We start from the raw sequence: 16,466 nt of genomic DNA on the forward strand, positions 1-16,466 counted from the left end.
ATCCGATGAACTACAAGGACGAAGCAACCTGCCGCTAGCAGCGTCGCCGCCCTCGTTGAAAGCCATATAGACCCCAACTACCAAAACTGTCAACGCGTATTCGTTCATTTTTTGAATCTTTTTTGACAATTTTCCTTGTTTGACAGGTTTTCCACTGCGTCCGCTTATATAAGCAGACGCAAAACCAATCGCACAACTCCAGAATGAGCCACAAACCGGCCTTATTATCCCATTAGCGTCCGCTGAAATCATAAAGCGAAGCTCGAACTGCTGTGAATAACGTCTACGAGCCCGGTTATCGTTGACTTACTGCGCCGCGGCTGACAAAACTCAACAGCCCGCTTTAGGGACTTCCATAATAAGGGAAGACACCATGTGTCGGATAGCGGCAATGCTGCTTTCTGGAAAATGATGTTCATGCACACTCTAATATATGCGTGCATCCAGATTTGAAGAAGGACCTGCACCAGCAGTATGAAAGATTTGGGGCCGCACAATGTGAATCCGGGTGACGAACCGCCGCTTACAGTCGGTGGTCGGCGGCGTCCGCCTGATCGGCGTGAAGTCTCGGCGCGGTGGCTTGCAGGTACATTTCTGACAGGTGTCACATCTTGTATGCTTATTGGCGTTGCATTGTTTGCAGCGCTCGATGGTCGCGAGCAATTGGCAACGCCACCGGAGATTCTAGCGCGCGCCGACATGCCTGGCGTCGCCAATGATACGAATGCCACCAAGGGCTCGCGTCTTGTAAGCACGATTTCCAAGCAGAAGGCGAATGACCGCCGCCGCTTTGAACTTTCAACCATGCAAAAAGTCGGCGAACGCGAAGTCATACGCACGCGACCATTTGAACTGGTCAGCATGGCACTTGCCGTTGATCATCCCACAAATCGAAAATATCCCGCTTTCAATGCGATGACCGTTTTCTCCGAAGGGCCCGCAGCACCGCAGCCGACGGATACGGGCCAGATTTATGGCGCCAAGGTTGAAAGCGAAGTGAGCCTGCGCGTTGCAGATTTTCCACTTAACAGCGCGAGTTTCGACGCTTCGAATGATCTGACTGTCGATGAAGTGGAAAAAGTCGTTCGCGATACGGGTGTTTTGCTAACCGACGGCGACGTTCAGGTTGCTTCTCTACACTACGTCGATCCAGCCCGTTTTGGTGGCGTAGACTCCTCTTTCGCACTGAGTCCTGCCCTTGGCGTGAAAATCACGCAGGAAAATGTGACTGTTGCACAGCGTGCCGACGACGAAGAAGCTACCGACGGATTTTCTGAAGAGTTGATTCCCTTCCGCCAGACGATGGATATCAATCAGGCTTTGCAGAGTGCCGGTTACACGGACGACGATGCTTCAAATATGGCCGACGCCATTACGAAGCTGCTTAATTCACCTCGTCTTAAAGAGGGAAGCGTTCTACGTGTCGGCACGGAAACGCATAATGGCGAGGATCGCGTAGTCAGAGCGAGCGTTTACCATCGAACAACGCATCTGGTTACAGTGTCGCTCAACGACCGTAATCAATATGTTCCGTCTGATCAGCCCGAAGAAACGCCACTGCTTGCATCGGCATTTGATGGAGATGCGCCGCCAAGTGCAATTCGCGGTAATCTTCCAAGTGTTTATGATGGTATCAGCCGGGCGGCCCTTGCTTATGGCATGACGGAAACCATGCGCGAGCAGCTCGTGAAAATGCTAGCTGCCGATGTCGACTTACAAGCGCGCCTCTCGCAGAGCGACAAGATCGACGCTTTCTTCTCGCTGCCTGACGATCCTGAAAAGCCAGACGGCGATTCACAACTGCTTTATGTAGCCGCCAATTTCAGTGGAACCACGCGAAAGTTCTATCGCTATCAAGCTCCAGACGGCAGCGTTGATTATTTCAACGAAGATGGAAAAAGCGCCAAGCAATTCCTGTTACGCAACCCAGTACCAAATGGTGTGTTCCGCTCGCCATTTGGAATGCGTCGCCATCCGATCCTTGGCTATAGCCGCATGCACACTGGTGTTGACTGGGCCGCACCTCGCGGCACACCGATCATCGCATCGGGCAACGGTGTTGTTGAAAAAGCTGGTTGGACAAATGGCTATGGCAATCAAACTCTGATTCGTCATGCCAATGGCTATGTCAGCAGCTATAGTCACCAGAATGCAATTGCGCGTGGCGTAACGGCGGGTTCACGAGTGCGCCAAGGACAGGTTATCGGTTACGTTGGATCGACGGGTCTCTCAACAGGGCCACATTTGCACTACGAACTTATCGTCAATGGCACCAAGGTTGATCCGCTTCGCATTCGTTTGCCGGATAACAAAGCTCTCAAAGGCAAAGAACTTGAGGCCTTTAATCAAGAACGCGAGCGTATCGATACGCTGCTGAACACAGACGATGCAGGCACCAAGCTTGCATCGACCGGAACCACAAAGAGTTAATGGGACCGTTCAGTTTCATAATGCCAATATAAAACACCCGGAAATCGCTCCTGATTTCCGGGTGTTTTCTCTTTAGCAGATGATCTTCAACTGTGCTTATTCTGTAAACTCGACGGTAACGCCAGCTTTGACGAGTTTCGCTAATTCTTCCGCATCCCAATTCGTCAAACGCACACAACCATGACTTGACGTCTTGCCAATACGCGAAGGTTCGGGAGTTCCATGAATGCCGTAAGTTGGTTTTGACAGTGCGATCCAAACCGTACCAACCGGGCCATTCGGACCGGGCGGGATAGTGAGAACCTTGTCATTACTACCCTGCTTGAAATTGATCTTTGGATTATAAGTGTAGTTCGGATTGATCGCAATCCGCTGCACCTGAACGATACCTGAAGGCGATGGCGTATCGGATGAGCCAATCGTGGAAGGATAAGCCACCACGAGCTTGCCATTTTCATCATAGCCCCGAACCTGCTTGCGCGCCTTGTCCGCTATGATCCTCGCAACCTTTGCGCGGACCGGCTTACCGAGACTTGGTACCCGAACAACAGAACCCGGCTGGTTAAAATTCACGCCCGGATTGATCTCTTTGAGATAAGCCTCATCAATGTGAAATTTTTCGCCAAGCATTTCAGTCACAGACGTGTATGCCATAGCAGGTAGCTGTGCCTTATGAGCATAGTCATCCGGGATCGAAGCCACATATTGACGACCGACATCTTCATTGGTGATCGTATATTCTGTGAAAGCTGGGCCGCCGGTCGCCTGCAATTCCGCCTCGATTGAAGCTTCATCGGTTGGGTTGAGGAACTTGCCCGTCATCTCGCTATAGGCGGCAGCGGCTTTATCAACATTCGATCCTGAACGACCGTCAATCACGCCCGGCGAAGCGCCAGCCCGGTCAAGCAAAACCTGATAGGCGGCGATCTTTTGCTTTGCACCCTGCCCTTTCGGCATTTCAATGGCTGGCGTCATATCATCGGCGTTGGGCACAGCATGTGGCTGTGTCGATGGCTGTTGATAGCCCGGATCACGATTGATGCTCGCAGTCGGTGATTCTGTATCCGGATATTCCGTACCTGCGGGTGGCAGCTCAGAGCGTTGCACCTGACCGTCGCGATTATAATCATAACCCGGTGCTGATGGCGCTTCCGGGTAATAATTCGGATCTTCCGGCACATTGCCGAAACCATCATAAGGCGCACCACCGCCAACAGGACCATCGGACCAACCACCGTCTTGCTGACCACTACCTGCATAACGACCTGAATCGCGCGGATCTTCAATATTGATTACACGTCCGCGGCGATCAATCGTGACCTGCCGACCATATTCATCCGTGTAAACGCGCAATCCCCTATCGCGACCCTGATCCCGACCACGCTCATGGCCCCAGTCGAAAAGCTGTGCCAATTGCACGGGTTGCGAAACATGACTGGTCGCACCGCGCTCATCCGCAAAGGCTGAACCACCTGCTGCAAGAATGATTGCAGAACCGACCAAACCGAAGCGAAGCATGCGTAAGAGATGCGACATACAAGAAACCCTGAATTACCTTACATAAGGGATGCAATTATATGGTTAACAATTAATTACTCAATAACAGCAAATGCCAGATGAACTGGACATGAAGATGGCCTTAAAAATCAATAGTTCATAAAAAAACGCCGCAATCGGATGATCGCGGCGCTTTCTTTGACAAGGTCGATAAAGCCTTATGCCTTTTCATCTTCCTTCACCGGCTCACCCTCACCCATCACGCGGATGGGACGAAAGTTCAGTCGATCAGAGCCGGGCAATATTTTGACGATGGAACCGTCAAAAATATCGCCAAGCAGAATGCGTTCTGCCAGCGGGTCCTGAACTTCTTTCTGGATAACGCGCTTCAACGGACGCGCACCATAAGCCGGATCATAACCCTTGTTAGCCAACCATTCGCGGGAATCATCTTCCAGTTCCAGCGTGATCTTGCGATCATGCAGGAGAGCCTGCAAACGCTTCATCTGAATATCGACAATCGAGCCCATGTCTTCGCGACGCAGCCTGTGGAACAGAATGATTTCATCGACACGGTTCAGGAATTCCGGACGGAACGAAGCACGGACGACACCCATCACCTCTTCACGCACACTTTCAACATCATCCTTCTCACCGAGATTGACGAGATATTCAGCACCAAGGTTCGAGGTCATAATGATCAGCGTATTACGGAAATCGACCGTCCGCCCCTGACCATCCGTCAGGCGCCCATCATCGAGAACCTGAAGCAAGACGTTGAACACATCCGGATGCGCCTTTTCGATCTCATCGAACAGGATCACCTGATATGGTCTGCGCCGTACGGATTCCGTCAGAACACCGCCTTCTTCATAGCCAACATAGCCGGGAGGCGCACCGATCAGCCGGCTCACAGAATGCTTTTCCATGAATTCCGACATATCAATGCGCACCATAGCCGTGTCGTCCTGAAACAGGAACGAAGCCAAAGCTTTGGTCAACTCGGTCTTGCCCACGCCGGTTGGTCCAAGGAAAATGAACGAGCCGATTGGCCTATTCGGATCCTGAAGACCAGCGCGCGCACGGCGAACAGCTTTTGAAACAGCCTGAACTGCTTCACCCTGTCCAACAACGCGTTTGCCGATTTCATCTTCCATGCGCAAAAGCTTTTCGCGCTCACCTTCCAGCATCCGCTCAACAGGAATACCCGTCCAGCGCGCAACAATCTGCCCGACATGCTCAGGTGTTACGGTTTCCTCAAGCAAAGAGCCTTTATTCTCATTGCTTTCAGCATCGACAAGCTGCTTTTCAAGCTGCGGAATTGTGCCATAAGCCAGCTCACCAGCCTTCTGGAATTCACCGCTGCGCTGCGCAGTCGCCAAAGCATTGCGTGCTTCTTCAAGCTGCCGCTTCAAATCTGCCGCAAGTCCAAGCTTCTGCTTTTCAGCCTGCCACTTCGCTGTCAGCTCCGCCGATTCTTCTTCCAGATCAGTCAGCTCTTTTTCAAGACGCTGCAAACGATCAATAGAAGCGGTATCGGTTTCGACCTTCAGTGCTTCGCGCTCGATCTTGAGCTGCATTGCACGACGATCGATCTCGTCCAACTCTTCCGGCTTTGAATCAACCTGCATACGCAGACGCGAAGCGGCTTCGTCGACAAGATCAATGGCTTTATCTGGCAAAAAGCGATCTGTGATGTAACGATTCGATAGCGTAGCAGCCGCAACAAGTGCCGAGTCGGAAACGCGAACCTTATGGTGCTGCTCATACTTCTCCTTCAAACCACGAAGGATCGAAATCGTATCTTCAACAGTCGGCTCATCAACAAATACCGGCTGGAAACGACGAGCGAGAGCTGCATCCTTCTCAACATATTTGCGATATTCCTCAAGCGTGGTAGCACCTACGCAATGCAATTCACCACGAGCCAATGCTGGCTTGAGCAGGTTCGATGCATCCATCGCACCATCAGACTTGCCTGCGCCAACAAGCGTATGCATTTCATCGATGAAGAGAATAATCTGGCCAGCAGCTGTCTGTGTTTCCGAAAGCACAGCCTTCAGACGCTCTTCAAACTCACCACGATATTTCGCGCCAGCGATCAACGCCCCCATATCGAGCGCCATCAACTGCTTGTCTTTCAGTGATTCCGGCACGTCACCATTGACGATACGCAACGCCAGACCTTCGGCAATAGCCGTCTTACCAACGCCCGGTTCACCAATCAGAACCGGATTGTTTTTCGTGCGGCGTGACAAAACCTGAATCGTGCGGCGAATTTCTTCATCGCGGCCGATGACAGGATCAAGCTTGCCCGCACGCGCATCTTCCGTCAGATCACGCGCATATTTTTTTAGCGCATCGTAATTGCTTTCAGCAGAAGCGGAATCGGCTGTGCGGCCTTTGCGCATGTCATTGATAACCTTATTGAGTGCGGTCGGTGTGACACCGGCGGCAGCCAGAATTTCAGACGTTTTTGCAGATTTCTCGATAGCAAGTGCTGTGAGCAAACGCTCGACCGTGACAAAGCTGTCTCCGGCCTTGCTTGCCAGCTCTTCGGCAAGAGTAAAAACCTTTGCCAATGGCTGTGCAAGGTAAAGCTGATCGTTACCGCCGCTCACCTTTGGCAGTTTTGCAAGCGCTGTCTGCAAGCCCAAACGTACATCGCTGATACGGCCACCGGCACGCTCAATGAGCGACGCAACGAGGCCCTCGTCATCATCGACGAGCACTTTCAGAAGATGTTCAGGGGTAAACTGCTGATTGCCCGAGGAAAGAGCGAAAGTCTGGGCCGACTGAATAAAACCGCGAACCCGTTCGGTGTATTTCTCAATATTCATATTGTCTCCTTTTCCTTCCAACCCATTCTGGCATCGGAAGAGTTCTGGTGACGGAGCCCCCGAATTCGGCTGGCTCACTATCCAAGGAGAAATATGGGAAGATCAATAAGGTTCGGCAAGACCAGAAAAGCCAAAAGCATGCAAATAAAAATGGCGCAGAAAACCGCGCCATTTTTTGAAATCAACCATATTGCCATTCAGGCTTTATGCATCGGAATCCGCTGTTTCAGGAACTTCATCCTTCGGAACACGACGCGGGCGACCCGGACGACGTGTGACGCGGGCTGGAGCCTCTTCCTTAGCTGAAGCTTCAACAGGTGCTTCCGCCGCAGGCGCTGACTTTTCAACAACAGGTGCTGCTTCTCCTGCAACCTTTGCAGGCCTTTCAGCGCGTCTTGGCTTTTCGACCACTGGCTGTTCTGCAACTGATGCTTCAACAACTGGCGTTTCAACGAAAGTCTTTTCAGCAACTGGCGTTGGAATTGGCTGCTGATCGGCAACAGAAACCGGTGCGTCTACAACTGGCTGATCGGACTGCTCTTCCGCATTGAAGCGTTCGCGCTGTGGGCGACGACCGCGACCAAGGCGGCGCTGATCACGTCCGTCACGGCCTTCGCGGTAATCACGACCTTCGCGTGGCTGCGAACGGTTGTCAGGGCGCCCATCAGAACGATTGTCCGAGCGGCCTTCCGAACGACTGTCGCTACCTTCTTCGCCGTAAACCACTTCAGCTGGAGTGCCTTCGATAACAGGCTGCGGGCCCGAACCATTGACTGGCTGGTGCACAGGAGCGGCTGGCACGAAGCCGCCTTCATCCTCATCGCCACCATCATTGTCGAAGTTTTCTTCGCGCTGATATGGAATATTCTGCGCTGCCATAGCAGCCATGATGATGCGATTATAATGTTCTGCGTGCTGAAGATAATTTTCAGCCATAACACGGTCACCAGACGCCTGCGCGTCGCGAGCCAGTGTCGTATATTTTTCTGCAACATGCTGAGCATTGCCGCGGATTTTTACGTCCGGACCATTGCTTTCATAATTACGCGACAGAGGATTGGGGCCCTTGCGGTTGTTATTGTTGTTATTATTATTGTTATTCCCCCGTCCGCGCATACGCCTGTTCTGCTGTGCTGGCCTCATCGTCTTCTCTTTTCAGATTAAAGGGCGTCATATTCCTGTGGCTTAAAGCCACCGGCTTCGCATTATCGAGCCATGGAGGAAGCACACCCTAAAACTTCCCACACATCGAATTGTTAAGAGTTCCGCACTGTCCACCAAAGACACCGCGAACTTTCCGGCTTGGCATTTGCAAGACCCTCCGAAAAGCAAAACTCTTCGGAACTATTTGTGAAAGCCGTGCACTTCCGTACAAACCATCCCTTGAGAAAAACCCTCACGGGAGCATGACCTTAATCGTCATGGAGTATTTCCGCCACCGCCCTCAAGCGGGCAAAACCATTCTGGCTATATACGGTGGCTGGAAACTAAACGGCTTCGCCGCAAATTCCAAGCGCTTTTTTGATGTCATCGCGCGTTTTTTAACATGCAGTCTTTCAAACGCTTACACTGTCTAAATTTATGAAAACCATGGCCCTTCTATGACCACCGAGATCAATTGCTTCATTCGTCAATTGAAAATCAGCGCTTTCAAAAATCGCGCGCACATCGTCAAACTGACCTGCGCCAATCTCAACGGCAACTATTCCACCTTCATATAGGTACGCACGAGCCTCACTTGCAAGGGAGCGATAGAAATCAAGTCCGTCATTCCCGCCATCCAGAGCCGCCATCGGGTCATGCTCACGCACTTCGCGCGACAGATCTTCAATATCCCTACTTGGAATATAAGGCGGGTTTGAGACAATGAGATGAAACCTGCCACTTACATTTGAAAACCAGTCGCTTTTAAGCGCAGCAAATCTCGCGCTTACACCATTGGCCGCTGCATTGATCCGTGCCATGGCAAGCGCGCCATCGGCAACATCAAGCCCAATACCGTTGAGCTTTTCAAACTTGTGCAAAAGCGAAATCACAATAGCACCAGTGCCGGTGCCCATATCGAGCATCAAGGCCCGACCATGCTGTTCGATCAGCTTTTCGATATAGGACGAAACGAGATCAACAAGCGCTTCCGTATCCGGGCGCGGTTCAAGCGTTTCCGGCGAAAGTCGAAATGGCAGACCATAAAACTCGCGCATACCGATGATGCGATGTACCGGCTCGCCTGCAATACGGCGCTCCAGCGCGTCGTTTAACTGCGCGACTCGATCCTCATCAATGAGCTTTTCCGGCCAGGAAATCAGATCAAGGCGTGTTGCGCCAGTCGTCCATTCAACAAGCAATTGCGCATCAAGATCAGGCGTATCGACGCCCCCTTCCCGCAATTGCATACGAGAAGATGTCATCAACCGATCAAGGCGTTCGCCGCTCACGCGTTTTCGCCCAATTCCATCAGAAGAGCTGTCTGATGATCAGAAATCAGCGCATCGACCAGCTCATCAAGCTCGCCCATCATCACACGATCTAGCTTATAAAGCGTCAGGTTGATGCGGTGATCAGTCACGCGGCCCTGCGGGAAATTATAGGTACGGATACGCTCGGAACGATCACCAGACCCCACCTGACTGCGGCGCGATTCAGAGCGTTCGCTTTCAGCTTTTTGACGTTCCATGTCATAAAGACGGGCACGCAGGATCTGCATGGCGCGGGCGCGGTTCTGATGCTGCGATTTTTCAGCCTGCACAACCATGATGCCCGTTGGAATATGTGTAATACGCACAGCGGAGTCAGTCGTGTTAACGTGCTGGCCACCTGCACCCGAAGCGCGCATTGTATCGATACGAATATCTTCGTTGCGAATTTCAATATCTATGTCTTCGGCTTCAGGAAGAACCGCGACTGTTGCCGCAGAGGTGTGAATACGGCCACCTGCTTCTGTTTCCGGCACACGCTGCACACGATGCACACCGGATTCAAACTTCAGTTTCGAGAACACGCCCTTGCCAGAAACGGTCGCAATGATTTCCTTAAAGCCGCCTGCATCGCCATCGCTTGCCGAAACCAGTTCGACACGCCAGCCTTTTTCAGCGGCGAAACGCTCATACATACGGAACAGATCACCTGCGAAAAGTGCAGCTTCAAGCCCACCCGTACCTGCACGAATTTCAAGAATAGCGTTCTTCTCGTCGGCCGCATCTTTCGGCAGAAGCAAAATCTGGACTTCCTGCTCAAGCACTTCGATGCGCTTTTCGACCTCTGGCAATTCTTCGACCGCCAGCGCACGCATTTCCGCATCAGTAGATGCATCATCGCGCATCGCAGCCAGATCTTTCGCCTCGCTACGCGCATCGGTCAGTTCGCGAATTTTACCGACAACGTCCTGAAGCTCGGAATATTCGGAAGCCAGTTTCACATAGGTGACAGAATCAGGATTGTTGGCCATTTGGCTTTCAATCATCGAGAACCGCTTCAAAAGCTGGTCCATCCGGTCCTGTGGCAAGGCGCTCATGGGTATGTCCTGAAATCTTTAATCTTGGCGTGAATAAGCAAAATTGAGCGCCGAACATAGAGTCCCGCGCTCAAACATTTCCTGCAATTATCTACGCTATAGCGGAATATCGTTGTCTTCTGCAAACTGAAGCAGCAATTCGCGCAGAGAATGCGCACCATTCGGCTTATCGAGCTTCTCATTGAGAAGCGCATTAAGCTTGCTCACGTCAAGCGCACCAAGCATTGCTTTGACCGGGCCAATATTGGCGGCCGACATCGAAATAGAGCGGAAGCCAAGACCCAGCAATGCCATAGCCGTCAGTGGGCGTCCGGCCATTTCACCACACAACGTCACAGGCTTTCCATGACGATTGCCGGCGTCAACAATGTGACGCAGCGTGCGCAGGAAGGCAGGCGACAACTGATCGAAACGGCTTGAAATCAACGAATTGCCCCGATCGACCGCCATCAAGAACTGGAACAGATCGTTGGAACCGACGGAGACAAAATCCACAATCGCCATCAATTCATCGAGCTGCCAGAGAAGTGCAGGCACTTCGATCATCGCACCAAGCTTGAGATTATTCGGCAGCGTATGGGCAAAACGCGAAAGGTGACGCACTTCGCGATCAATGATCTCACGCGCGGCCTTCACCTCTGAAACCTCTGTCACCATCGGCAGCATAATCTTGAGCTCACGCCCACCAGCCGCTTTCAGAAGTGCACGCAACTGCGTGCGCAGCAATCCCGGGCGATCCAGCGTGAGACGAATTGCACGCCAGCCAAGCGCCGGATTTTCTTCCTGTGCGGTTGCGCGGAAGTAAGGAAGTACCTTGTCACCACCAATATCTAGCGTACGGAAGGTTACAGGCTTGTTGCCCGCAGCCTCAATCACCGAGCGATAAAGCCGTTCCTGCTGCTCAGCACGTGGGAAGGTGGACGCCACCATGAACTGAAGTTCGGTACGGAACAAACCGATACCGCTGGCACCCGATGCAGCAAGCTGCGGTAGATCCACCAGCAGACCCGCATTCATCAGCAGCGAAATATCAACGCCATCTTTGGTTAGCGCAGGTTTGTCGCGTGATTCGCGATAAAGGGCCTGACGGCGCGCACGGAAGCGAACTTTTTCGGCATAGGCCAATTCAACATCTGTCTGCGGACGCAGGTGCACGATGCCTTCATCGCCATCGATAATCGCAGCATCATTGTTTTCAGCCATGGACACTGCGCCCTTGGCCTGACCAACGACAGGAATACCCATCGCACGGGCAACAATCACCACATGGCTTGTCGCTGCACCATCTTCGAGCACCACACCACGCAAGCGCTCACGCGGGTAATCAAGAAGCTCGGCAGCGCCCATCGTGCGGGCGACAATAATCGCATCCTTGGCGAGTGATTCGGCCATCGTCTTGACATCGCGACCCATCAGCTGACGCAGCAGTCGATTGGCCAGATCATCGAAGTCAGACAGCCGCTCACGCATGTAAGGGTCAGTCAGATGCACCATGCGCGCACGCGTATCGCTCTGAACCTTCTCAACAGCGGCTTCTGCGGTCAGACCATTGTGAATGGCTTCTTCGAGACGACGCACCCAACCGCGATCATGCGCAAACATGCGGTAAGCTTCAAGCACTTCCCGATGTTCACCTTCAGCAGCCACATCACGTCGCGAAAGCATATCATCAATGGAAATGCGCAACGAACCGAGCGCTGTTTCCAGCCGCGTCAGCTCAGCCTGACTGTCTTCATTAAACAGGTTTGTTACAACGATACGCGGCTCATGCAGCACAACATGGCCAAGGCCAATGCCGTCATTGAGACCGTTTCCAGTCACACTCATCGGACGGCCAAGATCCAGTTCGATACCTGGCCGTGCCAAACGCAAACCATCGCCCGTTGCGATGATCTCGGCCAGAACCATTGCTGTCGTCTCAAGTGCTTCAACCTCGTCTTCGCGATAGGCCCGCTTGGTCTGATTCTGAACGACAAGAACGCCCAAAGTGCGGCCAGCACGAAGAACAGGAACACCTAGGAATGAATTATAGGCTTCTTCGCCGGTTTCCGGCAGATAAGCAAAGGCTGGATGGCTTTGCGCATCGGTCAGATTCAGCGGCCGCGCGCTTGCAGCAATCGTTCCCACAAGACCTTGCCCCAGACGCAGCTGTGCCAAGTGGACCGACTGTGGATTAAGACCCTCAGTCGCGTAAAGCTCAAGCACGCCATCGGCACGAAGAATATAAAAAGAGCAAACTTCCGCGACCATATTTTGCGCGATTTCACGGACGATCCGGTCAAGGCGTTCCTGTGGCTCTAGTGATTCAGCCATCAATTCGCGCAGCCGCTTCAGCAGCACGCGGGGACCAGTTGTCAGATCACGCATGATCGTGGGGGGCTCCTCATTTGGTACAGGCTCAGCTTTTCCGCAAAGCCAGTTCCCTTTACCCGCCTGCGAAGCGTTACGCCGAATCCTTTGTGAGCATTTTTGACACGCGCGTCTAGTCTAATCGTCAGAAAATCTGACAACTCATATAATAAGAAAATGCCACCCCCTCATTATAGGGAGTGGCATTGTTTCAAAACGAACCAGACAGAGCTGGCTAATTACTTATCTAAACCGTAGACGCCGTGCAGTGTGCGAACTGCGAGTTCAGCATAAGGGCCATCAATCAGGATCGAAATTTTGATTTCCGACGTGGTGATCGCACGGATATTAATGCCTTTTTCAGCCAATGCCTTGAAAGCAGTCGCTGCAACGCCTGCATGACTGCGCATACCGATGCCGATCACGGAAATCTTGGCAAGGCCGGTTTCCGACTGGATGTGATCAGAGCCGATTTCGCCCTTCACTTTATCGAGAACACGCAGCGCCTTGTCGATATCGCCGGTTGGAATCGTGAAGGTCATGTCGGTCTTTGAACCGTCTTCCGACACGTTCTGCACAATCATATCGACATTGATGTGCTCTTCGGCCAGTGGGCCGAAAATTGCTGCCGAGATACCTGGCCGGTCGGCCACGCGTCGGAGCGAAATCTGAGCTTCATCCTTCGCATAAGCGATACCAGTGACGACCTGCTGTTCCACGATTTCATCCTCGTCGCAAATGAGTGTTCCGGGCGGGTTGATCGGATCATCCATGCCCGGTGCATTGGGGTCCGTAAAACTTGAGCGCACGAAGGTGCGAACTTTATGTACCATGGCGAGTTCAACCGAACGCACCTGCAGAACCTTCGCGCCGAGCGAAGCCATTTCCAGCATTTCTTCAAATGTAATGCGGGAAAGGCGCTTTGCCTTTGGTTCAATGCGCGGATCGGTCGTGTAAACGCCATCAACATCGGTATAAATGTCGCAACGGTCAGCCTTCACACCAGCCGCAATAGCCACAGCAGAAGTGTCCGAACCACCACGGCCCAGAGTCGCAATGCGGTTATCCGGGCCGATACCCTGGAAACCAGCAACAACAGCAACCTGTCCCATTTCCATACGACGGATAATTTCCGAACCGTCGATTTCCTGAATACGGGCAGCGCCATGGGCATTGTCTGTCTTGATCGGAATCTGCCAGCCCTGCCACGAACGCGCATCGACACCGATGGATTGCAGCGCAATCGCCAGAAGACCACTTGTCACCTGTTCGCCAGATGCAACAATCGCGTCATACTCGCGTGCGTCGTAGAAAGGGGATGTACCACCGGCAACCTTGGGCATGTTTTGTACCCAGTTGACCAGTTCATTGGTCTTGCCAGACATAGCGGAGACGACAACGGCAACTTGATTGCCAGCATCGACTTCACGTTTGACGTGGCGCGCCACTATGGAGATGCGTTCCAGATCGGCCACAGAAGTGCCGCCGAATTTCATCACGATGCGCGCCATTTAAGGATACGTCCCGTCTTTTGCAAAATTACACTAACGCCTGCCGAAACATTATTTTCTTGCGACAGACAAACCCGGGGTCACATAGCTAAAATGTCGCGCTTCCGCAAGGGTGTGATTCCCGTGAAACAATAATCAACGTTTGAGATTCGGGAATTTGATTTGATCCTTGACTTTAACACGCTACCTTGAGAGCAGGATTGCACGCGCTTCCGCAGGAGAATGATATGACCGAGACCGCCCGCACCACGATCGATGCTTCTGAAATCGAGCATTTTTCGCGCATTGCTGCGCAATGGTGGGACCCGCAGGGCAAGTTTCGTCCGCTGCATAAGTTCAATCCGACGCGCCTGACTTATATCAAGGAAAAAGTCTGCGAAAAATTCAATCGCGACCCGAACAGCCCACGCCCCTTTGAAGGCCTGCGCTTTCTGGATATCGGTTGCGGCGGTGGTTTGTTGTGTGAACCCATGTCACGTCTCGGTGCAACGGTTATCGGTGCCGATGCATCCGAAACCAATATCGAAGTCGCAAAGATTCATGCGGCGCAAAGCGGTGTGGACGTCGATTATCGTGCAACCACTGCGGAAGCACTGGCTGAAGCGGGCGAGAAATTCGACGTAGTCCTCAACATGGAAGTGGTCGAACACGTCTCTGACGTTGATCTCTTCATGTCCGCGACCAGCGAAATGGTGAAACCGGGTGGCCTGATGTTCGTCGCCACCATCAATCGCACACTCAAAGCCTATGGCCTTGCAATCATTGGTGCGGAATATGTGCTGCGCTGGCTGCCACGCGGCACGCATCAATATGAAAAGCTGGTGCGTCCGGAAGAGCTGGAAGCAGCGTTTTCAAAAGCGGGCCTCACCCTGATAGACAAGCTGGGCGTGACCTATAATCCGCTAGCTGATAGCTGGAGCCGCTCACGCGATACCGATGTGAACTACATGGTTCTCGCTGAACGGCCTGCTTAACACGGCAACTATTATCGCTTCTGAGCTTTCGTCGTCAGCGCTACACCAATGGCGATGACGACAGCACCTATCCATGTGAGCGGCGGATAGTTTTCACCCAAGAATAACGTGCCTGAAATCAATCCGAGCGCCGCCGCCACATAACCGATCTGGCTCAGGTAAACCGGTCCACCCACCGCCTGTAGCCGGAAGAAAAGCGCAAACATACCTGCCGCAGCGATCCCTTGCGCCACAGCAGTCATTGGTGCGAGAGCGAGCGTTCCAATCGGAAAATTACCGCTGAACAGCAGAATCCCAATAAAAAGCATCACGGCCGCAGCGAGATGACTTCCCGCAGCAAGCTCAGTCGGGTCTGCATTTTTCGGCCAGTCGAGGGTGCGATAGACATTTCCCATCGCCAGAAAAACCGGAATGAGAAGTGCTAAGCCAATCCAAAGGGGATCGGCAGGCTTTCCCACTTCGCCACGCGTCATCGCAACCATGATTGCACCAATAAAGCCCACGACAATGCCGGCGATACCGAGAGCATTCGGGCGTCGAAGGCCAAAGCCCATCGAAATCAGAAGCGTGATCACCGGCGACAGCGTGTACATAATGCCCGTGAAACCGGCGCCGAGACGCGGGATAGCCGACAGGATCAGAAGGTTTGGTAATGCATAGGAAATTGCCGCCGTGCAAATGTAATAGCGCAACCTACCACCCGCAAAACCAATACGCTTTTTTCCCAAAACCATAACCAGCAACAGGATAATACCCGCACTTGCCGAAAACAGAAATGTCCAGATCGCAGGTGGAATACCTGCTTCCGCTGCGATCTTACCAAGTGGCAGAATTAGGCCCAATAACGTGCCGGTCGTAAGCAACAAAAAAGGCGCAGAATCCATAAGTTTCATGCGCCTGATCTCCTACGCATTGCAATTATAAGCTAATTCTTGTCTTCTGGGAAAACCGGCAATGGCATCACTTCAACACCATCTTCAAGCAAAGAATGAACATCTTCCTTGGAGGCTTCGCCGTAAATCCCGCGCGCTTCAGTTTCACCGAAATGAATTTTACGCGCTTCTTCGGCAAATTGATCGCCGACATAATCCGCATTCTCGCGAACCTTGCGGCTTAGTTCGCGCATCTGCTCAAGTACCTGCTTTTGCGCCTGATCCATGGCAATCGCCACCTGCTCTTTCGAACGGCTGGTAGAGACAGCGGGTGCCATCAGTGATTTCTGAATATCAGGCGAATTGCAAACAGGACAGGAGACGAGCTTACGTTCCGACTGCCGATCAAAATCGGCATTGTCGCGAAACCAGCCTTCAAATTCATGGCCGTGATCGCAATGAAGCGAAAAGCGGATCATGGA

12 protein-coding genes are annotated in these 16,466 nt (G+C 52.5%); 2 read left to right on the forward strand and 10 right to left on the reverse strand.

The window, feature by feature from the left end; genetic code table 11:
• On the reverse strand, positions 1-252 hold a 252-nt coding region (locus J2782_RS22315; protein WP_310016299.1), incomplete at its 3' end, for a hypothetical protein.
• Positions 253-474: 222 nt separating this feature from the next.
• On the opposite strand from J2782_RS22315, the gene J2782_RS22320 reads away from it, so the two are divergent.
• On the forward strand, positions 475-2,430 hold the full coding sequence (locus J2782_RS22320) for a M23 family metallopeptidase (protein ID WP_310016301.1): 1,956 nt from the start codon (positions 475-477) through the stop codon (positions 2,428-2,430).
• 96 nt (positions 2,431-2,526) lie between these two features.
• Here the strand turns inward: J2782_RS22320 and J2782_RS22325 are convergent, their stop codons facing one another.
• From J2782_RS22325 to J2782_RS22355, 7 genes are all read right to left on the reverse strand, one after another.
• On the reverse strand, positions 2,527-3,966 hold the full coding sequence (locus J2782_RS22325; protein ID WP_310016303.1) for a L,D-transpeptidase: 1,440 nt from the start codon (positions 3,964-3,966) through the stop codon (positions 2,527-2,529).
• Positions 3,967-4,145: 179 nt separating this feature from the next.
• A complete protein-coding gene (gene clpB / locus J2782_RS22330) occupies positions 4,146-6,767 on the reverse strand; it encodes an ATP-dependent chaperone ClpB (protein WP_310016306.1) in 2,622 nt (873 codons plus the stop codon).
• A 204-nt stretch (positions 6,768-6,971) separates the two neighbouring features.
• Positions 6,972-7,910, reverse strand: a complete 939-nt coding sequence (locus tag J2782_RS22335; RefSeq protein ID WP_310016308.1) for a DUF4167 domain-containing protein — start codon at positions 7,908-7,910, stop codon at positions 6,972-6,974.
• 413 nt (positions 7,911-8,323) lie between these two features.
• Positions 8,324-9,175, reverse strand: coding sequence for a peptide chain release factor N(5)-glutamine methyltransferase (prmC, locus tag J2782_RS22340; protein ID WP_310016356.1), 852 nt, complete (start codon positions 9,173-9,175; stop codon positions 8,324-8,326).
• 23 nt (positions 9,176-9,198) lie between these two features.
• Positions 9,199-10,278 (reverse strand): peptide chain release factor 1, encoded by a 1,080-nt coding sequence (gene prfA, locus J2782_RS22345; RefSeq protein WP_310016310.1) that lies wholly within the window; start codon positions 10,276-10,278, stop codon positions 9,199-9,201.
• A 96-nt stretch (positions 10,279-10,374) separates the two neighbouring features.
• On the reverse strand, positions 10,375-12,645 hold the full coding sequence (gene ptsP / locus J2782_RS22350; RefSeq protein ID WP_310016312.1) for a phosphoenolpyruvate--protein phosphotransferase: 2,271 nt from the start codon (positions 12,643-12,645) through the stop codon (positions 10,375-10,377).
• A gap of 221 nt (positions 12,646-12,866) precedes the next feature.
• A complete protein-coding gene (locus J2782_RS22355) occupies positions 12,867-14,138 on the reverse strand; it encodes an aspartate kinase (RefSeq protein WP_310016314.1) in 1,272 nt (423 codons plus the stop codon).
• Positions 14,139-14,365: 227 nt separating this feature from the next.
• Between J2782_RS22355 and ubiG the strand changes: the two genes are divergently transcribed.
• On the forward strand, positions 14,366-15,112 hold the full coding sequence (gene ubiG, locus J2782_RS22360; RefSeq protein WP_310016317.1) for a bifunctional 2-polyprenyl-6-hydroxyphenol methylase/3-demethylubiquinol 3-O-methyltransferase UbiG: 747 nt from the start codon (positions 14,366-14,368) through the stop codon (positions 15,110-15,112).
• Positions 15,113-15,123: 11 nt separating this feature from the next.
• Here the strand turns inward: ubiG and J2782_RS22365 are convergent, their stop codons facing one another.
• Positions 15,124-16,005, reverse strand: coding sequence for a DMT family transporter (locus tag J2782_RS22365; protein ID WP_310016319.1), 882 nt, complete (start codon positions 16,003-16,005; stop codon positions 15,124-15,126).
• Between the two features lie 32 nt (positions 16,006-16,037).
• On the reverse strand, positions 16,038-16,463 hold the full coding sequence (locus J2782_RS22370; RefSeq protein ID WP_250041645.1) for a DUF1178 family protein: 426 nt from the start codon (positions 16,461-16,463) through the stop codon (positions 16,038-16,040).
• Positions 16,464-16,466: the final 3 nt, after the last annotated feature.

The organism is Brucella pseudogrignonensis, assembly GCF_031454375.1.
Taxonomy (GTDB): domain Bacteria; phylum Pseudomonadota; class Alphaproteobacteria; order Rhizobiales; family Rhizobiaceae; genus Brucella; species Brucella pseudogrignonensis_A.